We start from the raw sequence: 22,401 nt of genomic DNA on the forward strand, positions 1-22,401 counted from the left end.
CCAGCGACGAGGAGGCTCACCGGTTACCCCACAGGACGCGGAGTGTATTCAGGCTGCGGTATCAAAAGCAACAATATATACGAAAACAGCCTTCGCAAAAGAAACCCTGTTAATTAACAGGGTTTACTTTAGAAGATATTATAACATGAGTAAAGCTCAGTCTAATAATCTTTTTAATAACGGGCATATCGACTTATATTCAGTAAAACACCTACAGCAGCTAGCATGAGGGTTAAGGACGAACCACCGTAACTCAAAAATGGTAAAGTAATACCTGTAACAGGCATTAATCCCGTCACTACACCGACATTAATAATAACCTGAATAGCAATCATACCAATTATTCCTATAGCTAGAAAGCTTCCATATAGATCTGGTGCACCTAGTGCAATTCTAACACCCCTCCAGAGCAGAAGACTAAATAATAGAATCACAAATGTCCCACCAATAAAGCCCAACTCCTCTGCTAGAATTGCAAAGATAAAATCTGTTTGAGGTTCGGGCAAATAAAAGAATTTCTGACGACTCTGACCTAGTCCTAATCCAAATAGTCCACCTGGACCTATTGCATATAAGGATTGAATAATTTGGAATCCACTTCCTAACGGATCCTCCCACGGATTTAAAAAGGAGGTAATCCGCTTTATCCGGTATGGGGCAGAAACAATAAGCCCAACAAACCCAGCAACTCCAAGCATCCCAAGCATAACAAAATGACTAATTCTAGCACCCGCTACAAAAATCATCACAATACATGTCCCAACCATCACTGTAGCTGTTCCTAAGTCAGGCTGAAGCATGATAATCCCAAAGGCAAGGAATACAAGCGATAATGAAGGAACTAACCCTTTCTTGAACGAAGTAATTTTCTTATGATTCTCTGATAAGTACTTGGCTAGAAAAGCAATCATCGCAAGTTTCATAAATTCAGAGGGCTGAATCGAAAAAGCACCGACACCAATCCAGCTTCTTGAACCGTTTCTTACCATCCCAACTCCGGGTATTAGTACTAGGATAAGTAGGACAAAGCAAACAATGATAATGACTTTTGCCCATGTTCTCCATGTCCAATAATCGACATTCATAATAAAGAACATCGCTAATACACCGACACCAGCAAATAATAATTGCCGTTTCGCAAAGAAAAATGAATCATCGAACTTGTAAGTTGCCCAAATTGCACTTGCACTATAAACCATGATTAATCCAACAGTTAATAGAGAAAGAGTGATTACAACTAATATGATGTCTGGCGTAGATTTTTTGGTCGACAATGCACACACCTCAACGTTCTTAAATTAAGAGCATGTGTTAAAAACGGTTTAATTGTTCATTACCATTAATAAGACGAGCCCCTTACTTAAGCTTATGCACTGCGTTTATAAAAATGTCTCCTCTTTCTTCAAAAGTCTTATATTGATCCCAACTTGCACAAGCTGGCGATAATAAAATCACATCTTTATCTTCTGACAGAGCATAAGCCATTTGTACAGCTTTCTCTACATTATCGACATGTTTTATTGTATCTATTCCAGCAACACGAGCGGCTTTACTGATTTTATCAGCCGTTTCACCAAATACGATCAGAGTTTTAACATTCTTTAATTCTGGAATTAACTCATCAAACTCATTCCCACGATCAAGCCCACCAGCAAGTAAAATCAGTGGTTGAGTGAAGGCTGAAATAGCTTTTTTGGTGGCAAGAATATTTGTTGCCTTCGAGTCATTATAGAATTTCCGACCATTAATTGTCTCTACATATTGCAAGCGATGCTTCACACCAGTAAATGTTGTTAGGACATGAATGATCGCAGTATGATCTACATTCATAATCTTCGCAACAGCTACTGCAGCAAGAATATTTTCTAGGTTATGCTTCCCTGGAAGAGCAATTGACGACACAGTCATGATTGCTTCTTGATCAAAGTAGACGTGACCATCTTTTACATATGCTCCACTTTCTAACACTTTTGAGGTTGAAAAGTAGACTTTTTTTGCCTGACTTTGCTTAGCTATCGAAACGATTTCCGCATCATCTGCATTGATCACACTATAATCGTCCTTAGATTGATTTTTGAAGATATTCCCTTTTGCTTTGACATATTCTTGTTTTGTTCCATGATAATCTAAATGAGCGTCAAAGATATTTAAAAGGACAGCTACTTTAGGTGAAAAAGTAGGAACACCCATTAACTGAAATGAAGATAATTCAGTCACAATTACATTGTCAGGCTCTGAATTCCTAGCAACCTCACATGCGACAGTACCGATATTCCCCGCTATTAATGGTTGTTTGTTTCCCTCTTTAAACATTTCATAAATCAACGTAGTAGTTGTTGTTTTGCCATTTGAACCCGTGATACCAATAAAAGGTGCATCGGTTAAGTAATAAGCAATTTCAACCTCTGTAATAACTTGAATATTTTTTTCCAATGCTAATTTTACTATAGGGTTACTATACGGAATTCCAGGATTTTTAACAACGATGTCAAAATGATCATCCAATATCGAAATTGGATGACCTCCACAAATCACTTTTATTCCTTTAGCTTCCAATGCTTGGGCTGTTACATTTTCCTCATATGGCTTTTGGTCATTCACAGTAACCTTTGCACCTAGGCTATGTAATACATCAGCAGCTGCAAATCCACTTTTAGCTAGTCCAAGGACTAATATATGTTTACCTCGAAACATCTCTGTATTTTTCAATTAAATCCACACCTCTATATAGATTCCGAGCATGGCTAATAATAAACCTACACTCCAAAAAGTAACTACAATTCTCCACTCATTCCATCCTACTAATTCATAGTGATGGTGTAATGGACTCATTTTAAATATTCGTTTTCCAGTTGTTTTGAATGAAATAACCTGGATAATTACAGATAATGTTTCAATGACGAAAACTCCACCAATAATAATCAGTAGAATTTCTAGTTTTGTTAAGATGGCAACTGTTGCAATCGCACCACCTAAAGCTAGAGAACCTGTATCTCCCATAAACACTTTCGCTGGATGAGCGTTAAAAACTAGAAATCCCAAAACAGCTCCAACTACAGCCACTGAGAAAATGGCAACCTCAAATTCAGCTTGATACCAAGCTAAGACAGTAAAAGCTCCAAACGCAATAGCAGTAGCACCAGAAACTAATCCGTCTAACCCATCTGTAAGGTTAACCGCGTTTGAAAAACCAACTAACCAAAAAATAATGAAGAAGACATAAAAATTACCTAAATCAATCCCATAATCAATCCCTGGAATACTTACAACTGTTGAAAATTCATTTTGTTTAAAAATGATATAGAAGATGACAGAGATAACGATTTGTCCAATTAATTTTTGTCTTGAAGTTAAACCAAGATTTCTTTTCATCACAACTTTAATGAAATCATCTAAAAACCCTAATAAACCGAATCCTACAGTTACTAATAGTAATAAAAGTGTTTTTGCGGTCATTTCTTCTGCATACTTCCCAGTCATTACTAATGTTGTAATGATAATAGATAGAAGGATAATCACTCCACCCATTGTTGGTGTACCAGATTTCTTTTGATGAGATTTAGGTCCTTCTTCTCGAATACTTTGCCCAAATTTTAGTCTTCTTAGGAAGGGAATGAAAAAGGGTGATAGAATCACACAAATGAAAAAGCCTAGAAAGATTGTAAATAAAATCACTTGTTCACTCATGACGTTCCCCTCCTTGCTTATTATTTGTAGCTTCCTCTTGATATAATGCTTGTAATGCTTTTATTTCCTTCATTATTTCTTGTTCAAATGTATTGCCTTCTTCAATATGTGTATTTCCAAAAGTAAGAGATATTCTTGTTTCCATAGTCTGTTCATTTATTCCTTTGTTTTTTTTAACAAGTGTGATTACTTGTTTGATTGCGTCAACTTGTTCCTCCACGATAAAAAGTGGAAAATGATTTGGGAGAAAGCTTGGTAGTTCGATTTCTTTCTTCCACAGTGATCCAATAGCACCATTGTACAATGCCTGCTTCAAGTCAGCAGTCGGATCTTGACTAAGTGGAACAAATAACCCTCTATTCACTTTCTTCGTAGGATCAATATATAATTCGTGAAATTCAATATTATCTGGTGTTCCACGATATTCCTTAAATAACGTCTTCAAGTCTTGATAAGATAACATGATTAACTCAACTCCTTAATTGCCTTCATGGCAACAAGGCGATCATCGAACTTATGGGTTTTGTCACCAATAATTTGATATGTTTCATGCCCTTTTCCGGCAATAACAATAATATCATGTTCTCTCGCTTGTGAGATTGCATAATTAATCGCTTCTGCACGGTCTACCATCGAAACATAATGCTGTTCATCCACTCCAGCTTCCATTTCACGAAGAATTTCTGCTGGATCTTCAGATCTTGGATTATCAGATGTAAAAATCGCTAAATCAGCATTTTTCACAGCGATGTTTGCCATTAATGGTCTCTTTGTTCGATCCCTGTCACCACCGCAACCAACAACAACAATCGTTCGTCCCTTCGCCAATTGATTTACAGTCGTCAGTACATTTTCCAAGCTGTCTGGAGTATGTGCATAATCAACAACAACCGTAAAGTTCTGTCCGCCATTTACAACCTCAAACCGTCCAGCAATCCCTTCAATTTCACCAACTGAACGAACAATTTGCGAAAGCGGAATATTAGATACGAGACATGTCGCTATAGCTGCCAACACATTATACACACTAAATTTCCCAATTAATTTAATTGAAACAGACACCGTTTCAAATGGAGTCACTAATTCGAATACCGTCCCAAATGAGGTCATTTGGAGATTAGTGGCCATAATATCACTTTTCGTATCAATTCCATATGTAATAATAGTTGCCGCTGTACTTTTTATATATTCGGTTGATGCTGGGTCATCTGCATTCAATACTGCAAACTTTGGATTCTTATGGTTAAATGCATTCCCTAATCCAGCAAACAACAGACCCTTTGCATGTCTATATTCATCCATCGATTGGTGATAATCAAGGTGATCTTGAGTTAAATTTGTAAATACAGCCACATCAAAATCACAGCCATGCACTCGTCCTAAATCTAATGCATGTGATGAAACCTCCATAATCGCTGTTTCCACATTTTCTTCAACCATTCGGTGAAAGGTTTGTTGAAGAGTTAAAGATTCTGGTGTTGTATTTTTCACCTCAAGCGTTGTTTCCCCGATTTTTATATACATCGTTCCTATCAAACCAGTCTTCTGTTCAAAGTCACTCATAATCTTGTCAATAATGTGAGTTGTCGATGTCTTCCCGTTTGTACCAGTCACTCCTATTAGGTGTAGCTTTTGTGTAGGTTGTCTATAAAAGGCGTCTGCGAGAATCGCCATTGCTCTCTTCGTACTTTTCACTTTTATTGTTGGGATTCCAACACTCACATCTTTTTCAACAATAAGTGCAGCTGCACCATTTAATTCTGCTTGTTTCGCATAGGCGTGGCCATCAACTGTATATCCTTCTATACAAAAGAACAGACTGCCTTCTGTCACATTGCGTGAATCCATTTCAAGTGAAGTAATCATTGGATTTTCTTCAACATCTGCAATAAATTCATGTAAATAAGCGAGTAACGCTTTTAATTGCATCATTACCATTTCCTCTCAAAAAAAATACATTAGTAACACCAAAATTAAATATTACGATAGACTCTTCTTCTTTGTCTATAGGATACATTACGTAAAAAGTTTTGTTTTATAGGGATACTTACCAAACCATTTTATGCCAAACACTAAAAAAGAAGCTCCAATAGTTATTGTAAAGTTAGTTCGTATAATTGTAAATTAGCATAAGCAAATAATAGAGCTGAATTGTAGAAATTTTATCGAAAAAGAAGTCTATAGGCAAACCCTATAGACTTTGTTATTCTTTCTCTTTCTTTGGTTTCTCATCTCCTAAAAGGATACGTAATGGCGTCCCCTGCTCAACCTTAACACCAGCATTTGGAGCTTGGTCGATAACGACATTTCCTTCCCCACTGATTTCAATCTTTAAGTCAACTAATTGTTGTGAAATTTCGTTTTTCGTTAGTCCAGTTACATCTGGAACTGTAATTAATGTTGGATCGCTCCACGTTGTTTTCTTTTCAATTTGATTTTCTCTTGGCTTCACACCTAAAGCGCGCAGTGAATCCTCCATAATCTCCCCAACTAAAGGAGCTGCAACAACTCCACCGAATTGAACCGTTCCTTTCGGATTATCAACAGCTAAATAGACAACAATTTCTGGATCATCTGCTGGAGCAAAACCTATGAAAGATACTATATGGTTATTTTCTAAATATCTACCACCTTGAGCTTTTTGTGCCGTACCTGTTTTTCCACCGACACGATATCCCTCAACAAAAGCACCTTTCCCAGTTCCTTGAGCAACAACGCTCTCTAATGCATAACGTATCTCTTCAGATGTTTCTTCTGAAATGACTCTTCCTTTAGGTTGAGGCTCTGTCTTACTAATAACCTCACCTGTTATGGGATCGACCCATTCCTTAGCGATATAGGGTGTGTATAGAATCCCACCATTTACTGCAGCTGCTACTGCAGCTACCTGTTGAATCGGCGTTACTGATACACCTTGACCAAATGCTGTTGTTGCTTGTTCTACTGGTCCTACTCGATCAAGATTAAATAATATCCCTTTTCCTTCACCCTGTAAATCAATGCCTGTTTTCTGTCCAAAACCAAAATCTTTGATGTACTTAAATAATGTATCCTTTCCAAGCCTTTCTCCTAACTCTACAAAGCCCGGGTTACATGAATTCTGAACCACTTCTAAAAACGTTTGATGACCATGTCCGCCACGCTTCCAACATTTCAATCTAGCATTTGCGACCTTAACATATCCCGGATCATTGAAATGGTCATTTGTTAAGTCGACTTTTCCTTCTTCTAGCGCTGCTGCAAGTGTAATGATTTTGAATGTAGAACCAGGCTCATAAGAACTCCAGATTGGTAAATTACGATTATATATTTCTGGTGAAACATTTCTGAAATTAGCTGGGTCAAAATCTGGTCTACTGCTCATCGCGAGAATCTCACCTGTTTTAGGATCCATCGCGATCGCACTAATGCCATCTGGATTATATTGTGCTTCAGCACCATCCAAGACCCTTTCTACAATTGTTTGTACTCGTGTATCAATCGTTAATTGTAGGTTAGCCCCATCCTTTGGTGGTGTATATTCATCCGCGATGTCGGGAATTCTTTGACCCTTAGCGCTAGCATAGAACTTCACGCTCCCCTTTTCGCCTTTTAATTTCTCATCATAGTAAAGCTCAAGACCTGTTAAGCCTTGATTATCAATCCCAGCAAAGCCTAAGACATGGGACAAATAGCTACCAAATGGATAATGCCTTATTGAATCCTCTGCAATATAAACTCCCTTTAATCCCAATGCTCTGATTTCTTTTGCTTTTTCATGAGTTATCTTTCTACCTTCTGGGTTGATACGTTCTATATTAACTCGTTTAGTGACATGCTGATATGCTTTTTCTTTAGACATATTTAGAATGGAAGCCAACTGCTCTGCCACTTCTGCCGGTTCTTCTATTTGTCTAGGAACAACAAGGACTGAGGGTGCACTTTGATTGGTTGCTAATGCAACTCCATTTCGATCAAGTATTTCTCCACGTTCTGGCTCAAATGGAATATCTCTGCTCCAAGAATCCTCCGCCAATGCAGTTAACTTATTTCCAATAAAAAATTGCACGTAACCCAATCTAATATCAATAATTAAGAAAATAAGGAAACCGAATAATAATACCAGTGCTAATCTTTTTCTTACAGTAACATTTGAGACCCGCATATGTAAGAACCTCCCTTTAATCTAGGCTCGTTCAAATATATGCTTGTACCTTAAGTGATAGAACAACCTGTCCTGTAAAAAAAAATAGAAGGCACCTCACAAAAGTGGTTGCCTTCACATTTATTATTCCGAATCTGTTTCAGTTACTTGTTCTTGGTCTTCATTACTTTCTTCATCCTCTAGATCACTCATTGGTGGTTTTAACTCAATTTTAAGCAAGTCACCATCTTTGAGCGTCGTCCCTGAATCGATACTTTGCTTCGAGACATACCCATTGCCTGTAACCTCTAATTTAATGCTAGCAAGGTTTGCGTAACGATTAAGGTCGCGGTAGGACCAGCCCGTGACATCAGGCATGACCACTTCACCATTCGTCTTCAAAAATACTTTATCACCTGATAAAACAAATTCTCCTTTAGCCGGAAGCTGATCAATGATTTTTGAGCCCTTCCCAATGGCAATCGGAGTTATCATTTTATCAAGTAATTTCTTATTTACATCTTTGAGCGCTTCATTTGTATATGAAGCCAACTCAAAACCTGATTTTTCTGTTTTCGTTTCCTTTGATTCTGTTTGTTCTTCTGGTCGAATATTTAAATATTGTAAGCTATTTTTCATGACTGGATTGAAAACCTTTGAAACTGGCTCTGAACCAGTCTCGAAATCTTTTAATTTCGGTTGTTGAACAGCAATGTATACAATTAACCTTGGATTATCCTTAGGAGCTAAACCGAGAAAAGAAAAGATATTATTTCCATGACCAGTCAAGTAACCACCCTGTGGATCCGGGATTTGAGCAGTCCCTGTTTTCCCAGCAACCTCATAGCCTTCTATTGCATATAATTTACCAGTCCCATTAGGTGATGAGACAACTGTTTCAAGGATATCTAGCACACTATCAGCTGTTTTCTTTGAAATAGGATTACCCTTTAAGACAGGTTCATGATTTTCAATGATCTCATTTGTATCATGATCAACAATTTTATCAATAATATATGGCTGCATCATCTTCCCATCATTCGCTATCGAAGTAGCTGCTTGAATTTGCTGAATAGGAGTAATTGCTGACCCTTGACCAAAGGCAGTTGAAATTTTATCTCGTTCCCATCTGAAGTTAATTGTACTATCGACTTCTCCTTCAATATCAATTCCAGTTGGCTCAGTAAGTCCAAATCGATTAAGATACTGTTCATACCGATCCGTTCCTAGTTTTTCATTTGCCAATACCGCGAAACCAACATTTGAAGATCGTTGAACCCCTTCTAAGAACGTAATTGGCCCCCAACCTACTTTATTATGGTCTTGGATTGGTTTCCCACCCTTTACTGCATAAGATCCAGATTGGAACGTTTCCTCGCCATTATATACGCCTTCCTCAATCGCAGCTGCCAATGTGAAAATCTTCATCGTTGAACCTGGTTCAAATCGATAACTAATGGCATCATTTAAGTAGTTCGTAATATTTCGAATGTTAGGATCAAAGCTCGGCCTTGTTCCCATCGCTAAGATTTCACCTGTCTTCGGATCTGCTACAATCCCAATAATTTTTTCTGGCTCATATTCCTCAACCACTTTGTTCATCGCATCTTCTAGAAAGGTTTGAATCTTTTGATCGATCGTTAAATAAATATCATGACCGTTCTGCGGTGGAGTGATTTGTTCCTCGGCGTTAGGCAAACGGAACCCTCTTTTATCACTTTGATACGTCATGAATCCATCCGTTTCCTTTAAATAGGGGTCTAATGATTTTTCTAAACCAAGTTGTCCAACGATTTCAACTTTCGTAGGATCTTCTTCATCATATACCTTTTGTGCATAACCTACGACATTTGAAGCAAACGTACCACTCGGATAATACCTTTTAAAATCTCGAATAAACGCAATACCAGGTAGCTTCAATTCTTCAATTTCTAATTTCAGGCTATTACTAATGTCACGACCCTTAGCCCCAAACTCAACTTGTTTTTTATCCTTGGTTAGAATCGCTTCTACTTCAGATTCTTCCATTTGTAAAAGTGGGGCTAATTTCCTTGCTGTATCAACAGGGTCAACCACATGCCTTGGTTTACTCTCTGAGGTTGTTAAGCTTTCATCTAATATTGCAACAACTGTGTAAGCGGACGTATCTTGGGCAATTGACGAGCCATTCCGATCTAATATTGACCCTCTTCTTGCTTCGATCACTCTTTTTTCATTATATTTCTCTTCAGCTAATGCAGCTAGAACCTGTCCATCTACTGTTCCTGTAAGTTGGATATACAAAAACCTAGAAAGTAATACAAAAAAGAGCACGGTAAAAAAAAGACTCACCAATGCTGCTCCTCTATTAATATTCTTGTTCTTAATTTTCATTTTCATAAATATTAGTCTACAACCTTCACATTATTCTCATTCAAGAACAAACCCATTTCCTGTGCTTTTGCCCATATACGTTCGTAAGAGCTCTTTTCTTGTACTTGAACAGTAAGGTCATTATTCATCTTGATTTGTTCTTGGATGGCTGCATCCATCTCTTGAATTTCAATGTTTGCATTATAGATTGCTACTTGATTTGAGACAATCTGAATCGCCCCTAAAAGCATAGCACATACCAAAATACTTGCCAAGATTTTTTCCCCAAGAGTAATTTTTTTCCTTTTTCTAATCGCAACTTTCGTTTGTGGAGTAACTTCAGGCTGAAACTCATGATTCTGATTTGTTTTATACGCTAAATTACTCATGTTTTTGAAACCCTCCCTAATATTATAATCTTTCAGCTATCCTCAATTTTGCAGAGCGCGCTCGATTATTTTCTTCTAATTCTATGTCTGTTGGTATAATTGGTTTTCTTGTTATTAATTTCAATTTCGGCTTGTACTCTTCTGGAATCATTGGAAGTCCTGGCGGAAGCTGTGGACCCTCACTTCCCTTTTTGAAGACAACCTTACAGATCCGATCTTCAAGAGAGTGGAATGTAATAACACAGGCACGACCACCTGGTTTGAGTAATTCAATTGATTGAGCAATTGCCTCTTCAAATACCTTTAATTCGTTATTGACAGCTATTCGAATCGCTTGAAAGACCCGTTTCGCTGGATGTCCACCCGTTCTTCTTGCCGGAGCAGGAATACCTTCTTTGATGAGCTCCACTAGTTCAGTTGTCGTATTGATTGGTGCTTTCTCTCTAGCTGCTTCAATTTTCCTAGCAATTTGTTTTGAGAATTTCTCCTCACCATATTGAAAGAAGATCCTTACTAGCTGCTCGTAGCTCCATGAATTAACAATTTCATAAGCGGTTAACGGAGAATCCTTGTCCATCCGCATATCAAGCGGGGCATCATGATGATAGCTAAATCCACGCTCTGGCGTGTCTAATTGTGGTGATGAAACACCAAGGTCAAAAAGAATCCCATCTACCTCTGTTACTCCCTGTTCTTCCAACTTTTCTGTAATATGAGAGAAATTACTCTTTATCAATATGACTTTATCAGTATAGTCAGTTAATTTCTCTTTTGCATGTTTAATCGCCGTTTCATCTTGATCAAATGCATATAACCTGCCATTACCTAATAATCTTTTTGCAATTTCTAAACTATGTCCTGCACCTCCAAGGGTACAGTCTACATATATCCCATCTTCTTTGATATTTAATCCTTCTACTGCTTCATCTAATAGGACTGTTTTATGTTGAAACATCGATAGCACCTCATTAAAAAACTTTGCTTATTTATTACTATTGTTTACTAAGAAAGGACAAATATAAGTGAGTTGCCTATTAAATATCAAACCCCATATTTTCGGCCATTTCTGAGAAAGAATCCTCAGATTCTTCGAAATAATTCTCCCATGCGTCCTTACTCCATATTTCTATTCGATTTGAGACTCCAATTACTACGCATTCTTTTTCAAGCTTCGCATATGAAAGCAGTGGCGAAGCAATATTAATTCTGCCTTGCTTATCGAGCTCACATTCACTTGCACCCGAAAAGAAAAATCGGGTAAAAGACCGCGCATCTTTTTTAGTTAAAGGGAGGTTTTTTAATTTCTCTTCTAATTGCTTCCATTCTTCGTGGGGGTATCCAAATAAACATTGATCCAAGCCTCTAGTTAAGACAAACGAGTCCCCTAGATGCTCCCTGAATTTCGAAGGGATAATCATGCGGCCCTTGATATCAATATTGTGATGGTATTCACCCATGAACATACCCTTGTCCCCCACTTTCTTACTTCATGTTACCACATTCCCCCACTTTCCACCACAATTATTATCATTTTCTCCACACAAAAGAAAAAACCCTGAATTTTTCAGGGTTTTGATACTCTGTATTTGATTTATAGCTTAATGATTTTATGCTTCCCGTCTACTTCCAAGGGAGCTTCTAGAAGCCTATTTACAAAGTCTAAGCCATATTTATTTAAGTAGTAATAAATATTCCATACCCGTTCTTGTGGAGAATTAATGGGTAAGATCGATGTTTCGATTCTCTCATACTTATTTAATTCCACTTGATTCTTAAGTAATACTTGCTTTGTTACTATCTTGGTGATGAAATCAAGCTGTGTCTGTAAAAACTGCGAATTCTTTTGAAGTACACCTTCGAGACTGCCATCAATTTCTAAGGCGATTTCTCTAACTCGACTATGAATCTCTTCCACTTGAATTTTCGCGTCATCAACAACCTTAGCAATATCATGTTTAGTTTGAGCTGCGAGCCATTCTTTCTTCGCAGTGGCGATTTCTCCCATTAATGTCTTCTCAATTGAAAAGTGAATATCCTCTAAGTCTGTCTCAATAGAGCGTTCTAATATCGTGATATTCATCCGAGGCACAATAGGTGGGAGCTTCATTCCCCACAATTCAAATAATTGTTTTAGCTCTGCCCAATATGCAACCTCTCCCGGACCAGAAATAAAAGCCAATGAAGGAAAAAGCAATTCCTGCATTAGAGGTCTTGTCACAACATTATTACTTAACAAAGCCGGTTGTTTTTCCGCAGTAGCTAAAAGTGCTTCCTTAGAAATCTCAAATTGACTATTTCTATTACGAAACAACTTATTTTCCTTATCATACTCAAGTAATAAACGTTCATTGTGATGATGATAAAATAAATTCGCTGACGATTCAGGCATATCAATCGCTAAAGAATAGCCGAAATCTGTTAACAATTGCTGTCCAGAAGACACAGCTTCATACATTTCATCATTTTTTTCAATCATTTTGATAAAAAATTCCGATTCAATATCTCTTAATTCATTTGAAGCTGAATCAAGTAATACAATTCCTGTATCTTTAAACATGTCACTTATGATATTTGCAAAGAAGTCAACATATGTTGCTGACTGACTAAGATGCATATTTAGATTACTCAATATATCCTTCGTGTAAGCTGTTTCCCCAAAGGACTCAAATATCTTCTCAATCCATTTTTCACATAACTTCTTATCAATTTCTATTGAAGAAACCGGTGATTTATCGATTTGCTTTTGTTCGATTATTCTTTTTTTGATTATTTTCTGTTCTTTCACAAAGAGGTGATTAATCTCCTGGAAGTCATGGTCTTCTCCAGCAATCCAGAACACAGGAATAACCGGAACATTCAGTTTGACTTCTTGTTCCTTAGCTAAATTAATGATTGAAAGGAGCTTATGTATGGTGTATAAAGGACCGGTCAAAAGTCCTGCTTGCTGTCCTCCAATGACAACTACACTAGTAGGGTCAAGCAGTCGATCTATATTATTAAATGTTTCTCTGCCAAGTCCATACTTTTCATTAAACCCTTTTAAGTAGTGAACTAACTTCTCGCGAGGGAATTCACGTGCTTCTAGATCCTTCTTTCGTGCTTCGTATGTAACTTGGGATTGAATGTCATAATGAAAGAATTTAGTTGTATTTTTATCACCTGCAACATAATTTGCTACAAGTTTGTTCGTTGAAGGAAGCGAGAGAGAGCTTATCTCCATTATATGTACGTCCTTTCTCGTATCAGATTCTAGTGATGAGTATAGCACTATTTGGGAAGAAAGAAAAAAAACATGCTTAGAATTAAGTTGCTTTAATGGCACTATAAATGACTCCAGTTATTAATAACAACAAATAACTTGTGGCAAAGAAAAGAAATGAGAAACGCCAGCTTCCTTTTAGTACCTTCACTATATTAACCTCATTTGTTTTTTTCCAATGGATGAGCCCAAAAACAACTATTGTACTTAAGAGAACCATGAATATTACCCATAAATATGATTGATCTAATAAAGCCAAAAGTAAATAGTGTACAGAAATCATGAATAAAAATGTTGTTAAATCAATGGTTAGCAATAAAGTTTTCTTATGATTCTTTATAAATAGCTTCGATAACAAATAAATAAATGCAATTCCTAGGATGGGCATCGTAATAATTGTAGCAGTCAAACCAGCAAATATTGATAGCATATTAGTTCCTCCGTTTTTCTAGTCCTTTTATTGCATGATATAAAAAATCTGTTACAGCTAAGGTCTTATTTTGTAATCTTGCTTGTTCTAAGACATATCCTAATATTGAGTCAATTTCGGTTTCTCTACCTAATTCAATATCCTTTAACATAGATGATCGGTTACTAGCTGTATTCTCACAAATTTGTTTGATCATATCCCATTGTTTTTCAGGGTTTGGAATAGATAAGACAGAAACTACTTCATTAAATACCAGCTTCATTGTGTTAATAATGTAGGAGTTTGATAATAAAAGACCATTTTCAACCTTGTAAAGAGCAGTTAATGGATTGATTACGGCATTAATGACTAATTTACTTTGCATACTTAGTAGAAAATCGTCCTCCTTTATTGCTTTTAGCTTGCTCACATTTTCTCCTTCAAAGATAGATAAAAGAAAATCGCGCCTACCTTTATAAGCACTTATCTTTACTACTCCTTTTCCAGTATGATTGATCCTTGTCTCTGAAAGCTTCAATGCCCCATGCTCTACAATGCCGATACCGACATTCTCTTGGTGAAGATTGTCCAAAAGTCGCAAATGGCTCATACCATTTTGAAGGAACAAAAGAATAGGAATGTGTTGTATCCTCTCTTCAATTTGATTTAGCACTTCTTCTAAATGATATTGCTTCACAGCAAAAATGACCGCTTGATGTGTTGATAAACCTGCTGACAATGGCCGAGCACTCACTTTTTGAGTATAGATGTCCTCTTCTAATGAAATACCTGCTTGATTTAGTGCATATGCCTGTTGTTCACTTTTTGTGTATATGGTCACCTCATGTTTAAATGATAAATAATAGCCAAAAAGTAATCCTATTGCTCCGCCACCAATAATTCCTATATTCATAAATACCTCTTTCGCAAATTCAATTTATCTCTATTTTAACAAAAAATGGGTCTATCGTTTACTTTTTAATTATAATTGTAATCGTTTTCTACTACTTTTACATATATTTATTGTATAGTATTTATATAGGAACTATAGATATAGCAATATTAGGTAGAGAGGATGTTACTTGATGGACATGAAGGTTGAACGCTTATTACTAAACTATAAGACACTCGAAGAATTCAAAAAGTTTAAAGAATACGGATTACAAGAGCTCTCAATGCTTGAAGATTTACAAGCAAATATTATTGAAAACGATAGCGAATCCCCCTTTTATGGTATTTATTTTGGAGGTAAACTAGTAGCAAGAATGAGTTTATACCGCGTAGACAAAAAGTTCGATAAGTATTTTTCTCCTCCACAAGACTACCTTGAACTATGGAAGTTAGAGGTGTTACCACCCTACCAAGGCAAAGGATTTGGAAAAGCTCTAGTAGATTATGCAAAAAGAAAAGGGCTACCTATTAAAACGAATCGAAGAATACAGTCCGGAGAGTTTTGGAAGAAGATGGGCTTTACTCCTGTAACATATGATATGGAAAGAGATTTAGGTGAAAATCCATTGGTTTGGTATCCAGAAGGGGTCACTGAACAAACAAAGACTGAATCCTAATACATCAAGGCTGTTTTCGTATATATTGTTGCTTTTGATATCGCAGCCTGAATACACTCCGCGTCCTGTGGGAGCCTACTAGTCCCCCGGGAGTCCCCCGTGTATTCAGTCTGCTAGAAATCTATTCTCAATTAATTAACCTCAAAAAACAACAAACTTTGAGAAAACAGCCTACATCAAAAGGAGTTAACCCAAGTCACTCGGGTTAACTCCTTTTATAAATGCGAAGCTAAAATAGCGCTTTATTTTTCAATTCGTTCTAAATTTCCATTCCTATCCATTTGGAATTTCACTTTTTTACTTCTTTCGTCTTCTTGAAGCACAACCATTTTTCTTGCTCGTTCCATAATTTCTATGAGAGCCTTATAATCATCTTCAACAATTTGCAGATTATTTTCTAAAGTTGATTTTTCAGCTAATACAACATTTATTTCTTCTTGAAGCTGGCTGATCTTCGATTTCAATTTCTGGTTCTCGATAACAATTGTTTCTAAGTCTCTTTGAGAATTTTCATATTGCTCTAAAAATGAAATCACATTTTGGATTGTTAAACGCTGATGTTCAGCTTCAATTGTGTTGTTAAAGGATTCTTGTACCTCATCTTGCTGAACCACTTCATCCTCCACAATTGGTATTTGTTTTTTCAACTCTTTACGTTGTTTTTTTGCTAACTCAATTCCTGATTTATATTGCTTACGCACATAGGAATTCCATCTAAAACCACATGCTGCAGCAGTTCGTGAAAGTTGTCTACCAACTTCCTCAAATGCAGATAATTGAGTTCCCCCTTCTCTTATATATCTTAATACAACTTCAGCAAGTAATAAGTCTTCATCTTGTGTCCATGCATCTTGACGAGTTGTAGTCATATCTTCCCCTCCTAATATACGTTTTTTCTATACATATGCAAGTAGTAGAAAAGATAGACTAAAACAACATTCTATGAAATCATAATACAAAAAAAAAATGATATTCCAAATGGAATATCATTTTTCATGTTAACGAAGATTAGTCGTTAACTACTTCTTTTCCTTTGTATGTTCCACAAGCTTTACATACACGGTGAGCAAGTTTCATTTCACCACAGTTTGGGCATTCTACCATACCTGGTACTGATAATTTGAAATGCGTACGACGCTTTCGTTTTGCTGTTTTAGATGTTCTTCTGAAAGGTACAGCCATATTCCCACCTCCTTAAAAGATAGTTAAGATGGATATGAAGGCCGGTAATATGCCGGTTCTTCTTTATCTTTGTGTCATCCTAGATTTGTTTTGAGTGGTTTTTACACTACTCATTTTTCTTGTCGTCATTAAAAAAATTCGCAAGACCAGCAAGTCGAGGATCAATTTGCTTTGCTTTATCTTCTTCAGATATCACTTGCCAATCTTCACCTTCTTGCGGTGCTGCTCCCTCAGCATTCATGTCTTCACAGAAGACCTGCATCGGTATTTCAAGGATGATAAGTTCCTTTATTACGGGTAACAAATCGACAACGTCTCCTTGAACCTGGTGTGTTTCTTCGTCAGTATCAAAATCTGACGTATGTCGTAACATAAATGTTTCAGTTGTTGTTATCTCAAACGGATAATGAACATCCACTAACGTTCTAGAACATGGAAGTATCATCGTTCCGGAAATTGTTAAATGAAAAGTCACTTTTAAAGAACTTAAATCTGCTCGCCCTGTAACATGTACAGGAGAGATATCTCTAATTGAGTTATTAAGTTCTTTCAGTTCGGTAACATCAACAATCTCATCAATTGATAAACCTTTATGCTGCAACTGATTTAATTGACTAATTGTCCATTCCATTGAAATCACCTCAAGGCAACAAAGGTAATTATAGCTTTGCATAATATATTTGTCAATATTTTTTCTTTACACTATAATATAAGCAATTGTTGTTATTTATCAGTTTTACCATAAATAGATGATAGATAGCAAGTGTACGGTAACTAATACAAGTTTTTCAACTCTTTTAGATAGGAAATTTACTTACTTACTAATACACTTTAAAAGTATTGAAAGGAGAATTCAAATTGAAAGCAGTTGGTGTTATTGTTGAATATAATCCTTTTCATAATGGTCATAAGTTCCATTTAAACCAATCAAAGCTTCAGACGGATGCTGACATTGCGATTGCAGTCATGAGTGGAAATTTCCTTCAACGCGGTGAGCCAGCTCTTGTATCTAAATGGTCTAGGACAAAAATGGCATTGGAAAATGGTGTCGATATTGTCGTTGAATTACCTTATGACTTTGCCACTCAAAAAGCAGAAACTTTTGCAAATGGAGCGGTAGCAATCCTGAATCAATTACGGTGTGATTATTTATGCTTTGGAAGTGAACATGGCTCGATCATTGAATTTAACAATACAGTCGACTTAATGAATAAAAACCAGTCATCATTCAATGAAATGGTTCGCCAAGAAATGAAGCAAGGAATAAGTTATCCTACAGCTACTTCTATTGCTTATCATTCACTTAATCCAGACTCAGCATACATTGACCTAACGACCCCAAATAATATCCTGGGATTCCATTACGTCAAAGCTATTTATGAGCAAGAAAGTAAGATGACTCCTTTTACTATTCAGAGATCAAATGCGAACTATCATGATGAAACTTTTTCATCCTCAACCATTGCTAGTGCAACAAGCATTCGCAAAGCGTTGTTTTCTGATTTAAAGGGCCTTCAAGAAATCACAAATTACATTCCAACAAATACTGGGTCACTACTCAAACAATATATAACGAAGTACGGGCGATTTCATCAATGGGAGAATTATTTTGATCTGTTAAAATATAAAATACTCACTACCTCTGCGAGCGAATTAGCTAATCTATATGAAATAGAAGAAGGATTAGAGCACCGATTCAAGAACGAAATGTTGGCTTCTCATTCCTTCCATGAATTTATGGAGAAAATAAAAACCAAACGTTATACATGGACACGTCTTCAAAGGGCTTGTTTACATATCTTAACTAATACGAGTAAAGCAGACATGAAAACAGGGGCTGCAGATATGCATCTTCCAAGCTACATCCGTCTACTAGGCATGTCACAAAAAGGGCAATCTTACCTCAGTTCAATAAAAAAAGAGATAGAGCTACCTCTTATCTCAAAGCTTTCAGCATTCAATAATGAACAAATTAAACTAGACATAAATGCATCATACGCCTACTCGATGGGCTTTCCAGAGCCATTACGTTCGAAATTCATCAAAGAAGAATTCTCAACTCCCCCAATTCGCTATGATGAAAATAAGAAAACTTACTCTTGAACTACCCCCACCTGTCGTTGGGCTTCGCTCTTCACACAACTGAGGAGGCAGTTTTCTGTCGGAAAATGATAAAAAAATGAAGCAAATTTGCTTCATTTTTTTATTGATTCCAAATATTCGCGAGCATCCGAAAATGTATCAACCGGAACAATCTTCATCTCACTTTTAATTTTCTTTGCTGTTGCTACAGCCTCATTATAATTAGACCCTTTTGCCCCTTCTTCATTTGGTGCAAAAAAGATATCAACTCCAGAAGAATCTGCTGCAACTATTTTTTGTGAGATACCACCAATTCGACCTACCTTTCCAGTATCATCTATCGAACCAGTACCCGCTATCTGATATCCATTTGTTATATCTTCTTCTACTAACTGATTATAAATTTCAAGTGAAAACATTAACCCTGCACTCGGACCACCAATTTGTTCGGTATCAATTTTCACTTCAGGTTCAGTAGTTACCTCTCGATCCGTCACTAATGCAATACCTACACCGACTTTTTTTGGATCGTCTGGAAACGGTGAAATGGAGATACTTTCAGAACGTTCACTACCGTCCCGCTCAATGGTTAACTGAATTTCCTCTCCCTCTTCCTTTGTACTTACATACTCAATAAACTCATCTGAGGTGTGGAATTGCTTTCCATCCACTTCATAAATTCTATCACCTGGCTTTAATTTCCCCTCTGCTGGCATACCAGCAACAATACTCATGACATAAATTCCATTATACTTATAATCCACTTTTTTATTTGCATGATGAAATGCCACAATGACAGCAGATTCCTGTGAATCCTCCATTAGATGCAATTGTCGATTCGTGTATTCAGAGTCACTTTCACCTTCGCGCCTTATATCTTCGGTAGGATAGATCATATGAAACTCACTCATTTTTGCATATAAATAAGTAAAGATATTCGCTTTCCCCATTCTAACTGTTGTTAACATAAAACTTCCTTCTTCACCATACCCATCTTCTACTTGGATAATCGGATGTAGCTCTTGGGCCATTCCTGGTTTAGTTATGTAATATGGTAGTTGAACAAATGTTAAAATCACTACGATTCCAACTAGTATAGTGAGTATTCTAAAGTAGGACTTATTCATCTTTTTGCTTTTTCTCCTTCCAATCCTCGATCACAGCTTTAATTTGCGGAACCATCAATCTAGCTGAATCCTCTCCAGTTTTTATAATCTCCTCAATATTTGTAAATGCACGAGTACTATATTGAGTAACAAGTGGCCGAATCATAATATCAGCGTCCATTACTTTATGATTGACCACCTCATTCTGCATAATTTCAATACTTTGTAAGATGACATCATAAATCGAAGTGATATCCTCAATGATTTTTACAGATGAGACATCGATTGCAATAACAATATCCGCCCCCATATCTTTAACAACTGAAATTGGGACCTTATCAATTACACCACCATCAATTAAGATACGACCATCAATTCTCTCAGGTACAAATATACCTGGAATAGAAATACTAGCACGTACCGCGCTTGCTACTGGACCCTGGTTAAAGATCACTCTTTCAGCCTTCAACAAATCTGTTGCAACAATTGAAAGAGGTATATCTAATTCCTCAATATTTTTGTTTTTTGTAAACATCCTTATAAGTTCTTTTACACGATTCCCTGCAATAAAGCCCATCTTTGGGACGGTAAAGTCCAAATAGTATTTCCGCTTAAATGCTGAAGAAATTTTATATAATTTATCAATATCGAGTCCAGAAGTATATAAAGCCCCTACCAATGCTCCCATGCTACTTCCAGCAATAAGATCTATCGGTATATTTTCTTCATTTAGAACTTTAATTACTCCTAGATGAGCAAATCCTCTAGCACCACCTGACCCTAGTGCTAATCCGATTTTAGGATGGTACAATTTTTCCACCTCATTTCCGCTTTATCCCTACATATAAAGCTGATTAGAAATATCTTGTACAATCTTATGGTCTAAACTGAGACCCTATACACGTATATTGATATATATATAAATTATCTTCTTCAACTAGACCGGTAACTCTTTCATTTTACCACTACGTTTTAGAGACTGTATAGAAAGAAGATTTATGGGAGGAAGAACGATTGTTATACTCAAAACTTAAAACGATATTTTTAGCATCTGGTGCATTATTCTTAGCGATCGCCCTTATTTCATTTCCAAAAAGTTCATTAGATGCTTCCATCAGGGGACTTGAAATGTGGTGGGAGGTGGTCTTTCCTTCATTACTTCCTTTTTTCATCGTTTCAGAATTATTAATTGGTTTTGGGATTGTGAAATTTATTGGAGTATTACTTGAACCTCTCATGAGACCCTTATTTAGAGTACCTGGAGTTGGGGGCTTTGTCTGGGTGATGGGACTTGCCTCTGGTTTCCCAGCTGGCGCAAAATTCACAGCTCGCCTAAGACAAGAAAAGCAATTAACAGCTTACGAAGCGGAAAGATTAGTTTCATTTACAAATGCATCAAACCCTTTATTTATTTTCGGTGCCATTGCGGTTGGTTTTTTTCACAACCCTCAAGTTGGAATCATCTTAGCAGTTGCTCATTATGTAGGTAATATTTGTGTGGGGCTTATTATGAGATTTCATGGTCCTAATGAAAAGAGAAAGGATGAAGAGTCAAAGAACGGTTCACAAATTAGAGAAGCCTTCAGAGCTTTACATCACACTCGTCTTTCAGAAAAAAGACCATTTGGAAAAATGCTTGGAGATGCCGTCACATCCTCTATACAAACATTGCTAATGGTAGGTGGGTTTATCATCCTCTTTTCTGTTTTTAATAACCTACTATCATTAGTTAACATTACTGAAGCTATTTCTCTTGTATTATCATATGTATTAAAACTCTTTACTCTACCTGTTGAATTAGCAACTCCTTTAATCTCAGGTATATTTGAAATTACATTAGGAAGCCAAATGGCTAGTAGCACTGAAGAAGCTTCATTATTCTTTCAAATCATTATCACTAGCTTTATCTTAGGATTTTCGGGACTTTCTGTACAAGCACAGGTTGCAAGTATCCTAGCTGATACAGATATCCGTTTCAAACCATTCTTTTTTGCACGAATCATACATGGTTTTATCTCAGCATTTTTAGTACTGATCTTATGGAAGCCACTTCACATTCATCTTCAAGATCCTGCAAATGCAAATCATGCCATTGCTGTGTTTTTCCAGAGTCATACAGAAAGCTGGATTGTTCCATTTTGGAATATGATGGCACAATACGGACCAATTATCACGATTATTTCATTGGCTATTTACATTTTCTTGTATGCTCTAAGAATGCAAAGTCATTCTAGGTAAATATTA

At 36.6% G+C, this 22,401-nt stretch carries 21 protein-coding genes; 3 read left to right on the forward strand and 18 right to left on the reverse strand.

Annotated elements, in window-relative coordinates:
* Window positions 1–173: 173 nt before the first annotated feature.
* The 13 genes from spoVE to F7888_RS05320 form a co-directional block, all read right to left on the reverse strand.
* Window positions 174–1,274 carry a stage V sporulation protein E gene (spoVE, locus tag F7888_RS05260; RefSeq protein ID WP_191777905.1) on the reverse strand — a complete coding sequence of 367 codons (1,101 nt, stop codon included), beginning with the start codon at window positions 1,272–1,274 and terminating at the stop codon, window positions 174–176.
* Window positions 1,275–1,356: 82 nt separating this feature from the next.
* Window positions 1,357–2,709 (reverse strand): UDP-N-acetylmuramoyl-L-alanine--D-glutamate ligase, encoded by a 1,353-nt coding sequence (murD, locus tag F7888_RS05265; RefSeq protein WP_191777907.1) that lies wholly within the window; start codon window positions 2,707–2,709, stop codon window positions 1,357–1,359.
* Window positions 2,710–3,687 (reverse strand): phospho-N-acetylmuramoyl-pentapeptide-transferase, encoded by a 978-nt coding sequence (gene mraY, locus F7888_RS05270; RefSeq protein WP_191777922.1) that lies wholly within the window; start codon window positions 3,685–3,687, stop codon window positions 2,710–2,712.
* Window positions 3,680–4,150 carry a hypothetical protein gene (locus F7888_RS05275; protein WP_191777924.1) on the reverse strand — a complete coding sequence of 157 codons (471 nt, stop codon included), beginning with the start codon at window positions 4,148–4,150 and terminating at the stop codon, window positions 3,680–3,682. The genes mraY and F7888_RS05275 overlap by 8 nt, the downstream gene beginning before the upstream one ends.
* Before the next feature lie 2 nt (window positions 4,151–4,152).
* Window positions 4,153–5,616 carry a UDP-N-acetylmuramoyl-L-alanyl-D-glutamate--2,6-diaminopimelate ligase gene (locus F7888_RS05280; protein WP_191778218.1) on the reverse strand — a complete coding sequence of 488 codons (1,464 nt, stop codon included), beginning with the start codon at window positions 5,614–5,616 and terminating at the stop codon, window positions 4,153–4,155.
* 274 nt (window positions 5,617–5,890) lie between these two features.
* Entirely contained in the window at window positions 5,891–7,831 is a 1,941-nt protein-coding gene (locus F7888_RS05285) for a stage V sporulation protein D (RefSeq protein WP_191777925.1), read from the reverse strand.
* A 123-nt stretch (window positions 7,832–7,954) separates the two neighbouring features.
* A complete protein-coding gene (locus F7888_RS05290) occupies window positions 7,955–10,189 on the reverse strand; it encodes a penicillin-binding protein (RefSeq protein WP_191777928.1) in 2,235 nt (744 codons plus the stop codon).
* Between the two features lie 5 nt (window positions 10,190–10,194).
* Window positions 10,195–10,551: a cell division protein FtsL gene (ftsL, locus tag F7888_RS05295; protein WP_191777930.1), complete on the reverse strand. Its 357-nt coding sequence runs from the start codon at window positions 10,549–10,551 to the stop codon at window positions 10,195–10,197.
* Between the two features lie 22 nt (window positions 10,552–10,573).
* Window positions 10,574–11,506, reverse strand: coding sequence for a 16S rRNA (cytosine(1402)-N(4))-methyltransferase RsmH (gene rsmH / locus F7888_RS05300; protein WP_191777932.1), 933 nt, complete (start codon window positions 11,504–11,506; stop codon window positions 10,574–10,576).
* A gap of 79 nt (window positions 11,507–11,585) precedes the next feature.
* The gene (gene mraZ, locus F7888_RS05305; RefSeq protein WP_191777934.1) at window positions 11,586–12,014 is read right to left on the reverse strand and encodes a division/cell wall cluster transcriptional repressor MraZ; all 429 of its coding nucleotides are present in this window, start codon (window positions 12,012–12,014) and stop codon (window positions 11,586–11,588) included.
* A gap of 128 nt (window positions 12,015–12,142) precedes the next feature.
* Window positions 12,143–13,771: a bacillithiol biosynthesis cysteine-adding enzyme BshC gene (gene bshC, locus F7888_RS05310; RefSeq protein ID WP_191777936.1), complete on the reverse strand. Its 1,629-nt coding sequence runs from the start codon at window positions 13,769–13,771 to the stop codon at window positions 12,143–12,145.
* 82 nt (window positions 13,772–13,853) lie between these two features.
* Window positions 13,854–14,240: a DUF3397 domain-containing protein gene (locus F7888_RS05315; protein WP_191777937.1), complete on the reverse strand. Its 387-nt coding sequence runs from the start codon at window positions 14,238–14,240 to the stop codon at window positions 13,854–13,856.
* A gap of 1 nt (window position 14,241) precedes the next feature.
* Window positions 14,242–15,132, reverse strand: coding sequence for a 2-dehydropantoate 2-reductase (locus tag F7888_RS05320; RefSeq protein WP_191777939.1), 891 nt, complete (start codon window positions 15,130–15,132; stop codon window positions 14,242–14,244).
* Between the two features lie 172 nt (window positions 15,133–15,304).
* Between F7888_RS05320 and F7888_RS05325 the strand changes: the two genes are divergently transcribed.
* Window positions 15,305–15,787 (forward strand): N-acetyltransferase, encoded by a 483-nt coding sequence (locus tag F7888_RS05325; protein WP_191777941.1) that lies wholly within the window; start codon window positions 15,305–15,307, stop codon window positions 15,785–15,787.
* Window positions 15,788–16,029: 242 nt separating this feature from the next.
* On the opposite strand, the gene gerR is transcribed toward F7888_RS05325, so the two are convergent.
* From gerR to F7888_RS05340, 3 genes are all read right to left on the reverse strand, one after another.
* Window positions 16,030–16,656: a sporulation-specific transcriptional regulator GerR gene (gerR, locus tag F7888_RS05330; protein ID WP_191777943.1), complete on the reverse strand. Its 627-nt coding sequence runs from the start codon at window positions 16,654–16,656 to the stop codon at window positions 16,030–16,032.
* Window positions 16,657–16,795: 139 nt separating this feature from the next.
* The gene (rpmF, locus tag F7888_RS05335; RefSeq protein WP_191777945.1) at window positions 16,796–16,969 is read right to left on the reverse strand and encodes a 50S ribosomal protein L32; all 174 of its coding nucleotides are present in this window, start codon (window positions 16,967–16,969) and stop codon (window positions 16,796–16,798) included.
* 106 nt (window positions 16,970–17,075) lie between these two features.
* The gene (locus F7888_RS05340) at window positions 17,076–17,600 is read right to left on the reverse strand and encodes a YceD family protein (protein ID WP_191777947.1); all 525 of its coding nucleotides are present in this window, start codon (window positions 17,598–17,600) and stop codon (window positions 17,076–17,078) included.
* A 227-nt stretch (window positions 17,601–17,827) separates the two neighbouring features.
* Between F7888_RS05340 and F7888_RS05345 the strand changes: the two genes are divergently transcribed.
* Window positions 17,828–19,072, forward strand: a complete 1,245-nt coding sequence (locus F7888_RS05345) for a nucleotidyltransferase (protein ID WP_191777949.1) — start codon at window positions 17,828–17,830, stop codon at window positions 19,070–19,072.
* 92 nt (window positions 19,073–19,164) lie between these two features.
* Here F7888_RS05345 and F7888_RS05350 read toward each other — a convergent pair whose 3' ends face one another.
* On the reverse strand, window positions 19,165–20,178 hold the full coding sequence (locus F7888_RS05350) for a SepM family pheromone-processing serine protease (RefSeq protein ID WP_191777951.1): 1,014 nt from the start codon (window positions 20,176–20,178) through the stop codon (window positions 19,165–19,167).
* Window positions 20,171–20,977, reverse strand: a complete 807-nt coding sequence (locus F7888_RS05355) for a patatin-like phospholipase family protein (RefSeq protein WP_191777953.1) — start codon at window positions 20,975–20,977, stop codon at window positions 20,171–20,173. The genes F7888_RS05350 and F7888_RS05355 overlap by 8 nt, the downstream gene beginning before the upstream one ends.
* 194 nt (window positions 20,978–21,171) lie before the next feature.
* On the opposite strand from F7888_RS05355, the gene ylbJ reads away from it, so the two are divergent.
* Window positions 21,172–22,395: a sporulation integral membrane protein YlbJ gene (gene ylbJ, locus F7888_RS05360; RefSeq protein WP_191777955.1), complete on the forward strand. Its 1,224-nt coding sequence runs from the start codon at window positions 21,172–21,174 to the stop codon at window positions 22,393–22,395.
* The last annotated feature ends 6 nt before the right edge of the window (window positions 22,396–22,401 follow it).

Source organism: Litchfieldia stipae, from assembly GCF_014837155.1.
Lineage (GTDB): Bacteria > Bacillota > Bacilli > Bacillales > Bacillaceae_L > Litchfieldia.

Bases quoted from the DNA above. Each gene is read 5' to 3' on its own strand.
- mraY (WP_191777922.1), bottom strand. From the start codon at position 3,687: ATGAGTGAACAAGTGATTTTATTTACAATCTTTCTAGGCTTTTTCATT.
- F7888_RS05275 (WP_191777924.1), bottom strand. From the start codon at position 4,150: ATGTTATCTTATCAAGACTTGAAGACGTTATTTAAGGAATATCGTGGA.
- F7888_RS05280 (WP_191778218.1), bottom strand. From the start codon at position 5,616: ATGCAATTAAAAGCGTTACTCGCTTATTTACATGAATTTATTGCAGAT.
- F7888_RS05285 (WP_191777925.1), bottom strand. From the start codon at position 7,831: ATGCGGGTCTCAAATGTTACTGTAAGAAAAAGATTAGCACTGGTATTA.
- F7888_RS05290 (WP_191777928.1), bottom strand. From the start codon at position 10,189: ATGAAAATGAAAATTAAGAACAAGAATATTAATAGAGGAGCAGCATTG.
- ftsL (WP_191777930.1), bottom strand. From the start codon at position 10,551: ATGAGTAATTTAGCGTATAAAACAAATCAGAATCATGAGTTTCAGCCT.
- rsmH (WP_191777932.1), bottom strand. From the start codon at position 11,506: ATGTTTCAACATAAAACAGTCCTATTAGATGAAGCAGTAGAAGGATTA.
- mraZ (WP_191777934.1), bottom strand. From the start codon at position 12,014: ATGTTCATGGGTGAATACCATCACAATATTGATATCAAGGGCCGCATG.
- bshC (WP_191777936.1), bottom strand. From the start codon at position 13,771: ATGGAGATAAGCTCTCTCTCGCTTCCTTCAACGAACAAACTTGTAGCA.
- F7888_RS05315 (WP_191777937.1), bottom strand. From the start codon at position 14,240: ATGCTATCAATATTTGCTGGTTTGACTGCTACAATTATTACGATGCCC.
- F7888_RS05320 (WP_191777939.1), bottom strand. From the start codon at position 15,132: ATGAATATAGGAATTATTGGTGGCGGAGCAATAGGATTACTTTTTGGC.
- F7888_RS05325 (WP_191777941.1), top strand. From the start codon at position 15,305: ATGGACATGAAGGTTGAACGCTTATTACTAAACTATAAGACACTCGAA.
- gerR (WP_191777943.1), bottom strand. From the start codon at position 16,656: ATGACTACAACTCGTCAAGATGCATGGACACAAGATGAAGACTTATTA.
- rpmF (WP_191777945.1), bottom strand. From the start codon at position 16,969: ATGGCTGTACCTTTCAGAAGAACATCTAAAACAGCAAAACGAAAGCGT.
- F7888_RS05340 (WP_191777947.1), bottom strand. From the start codon at position 17,600: ATGGAATGGACAATTAGTCAATTAAATCAGTTGCAGCATAAAGGTTTA.
- F7888_RS05350 (WP_191777951.1), bottom strand. From the start codon at position 20,178: ATGAATAAGTCCTACTTTAGAATACTCACTATACTAGTTGGAATCGTA.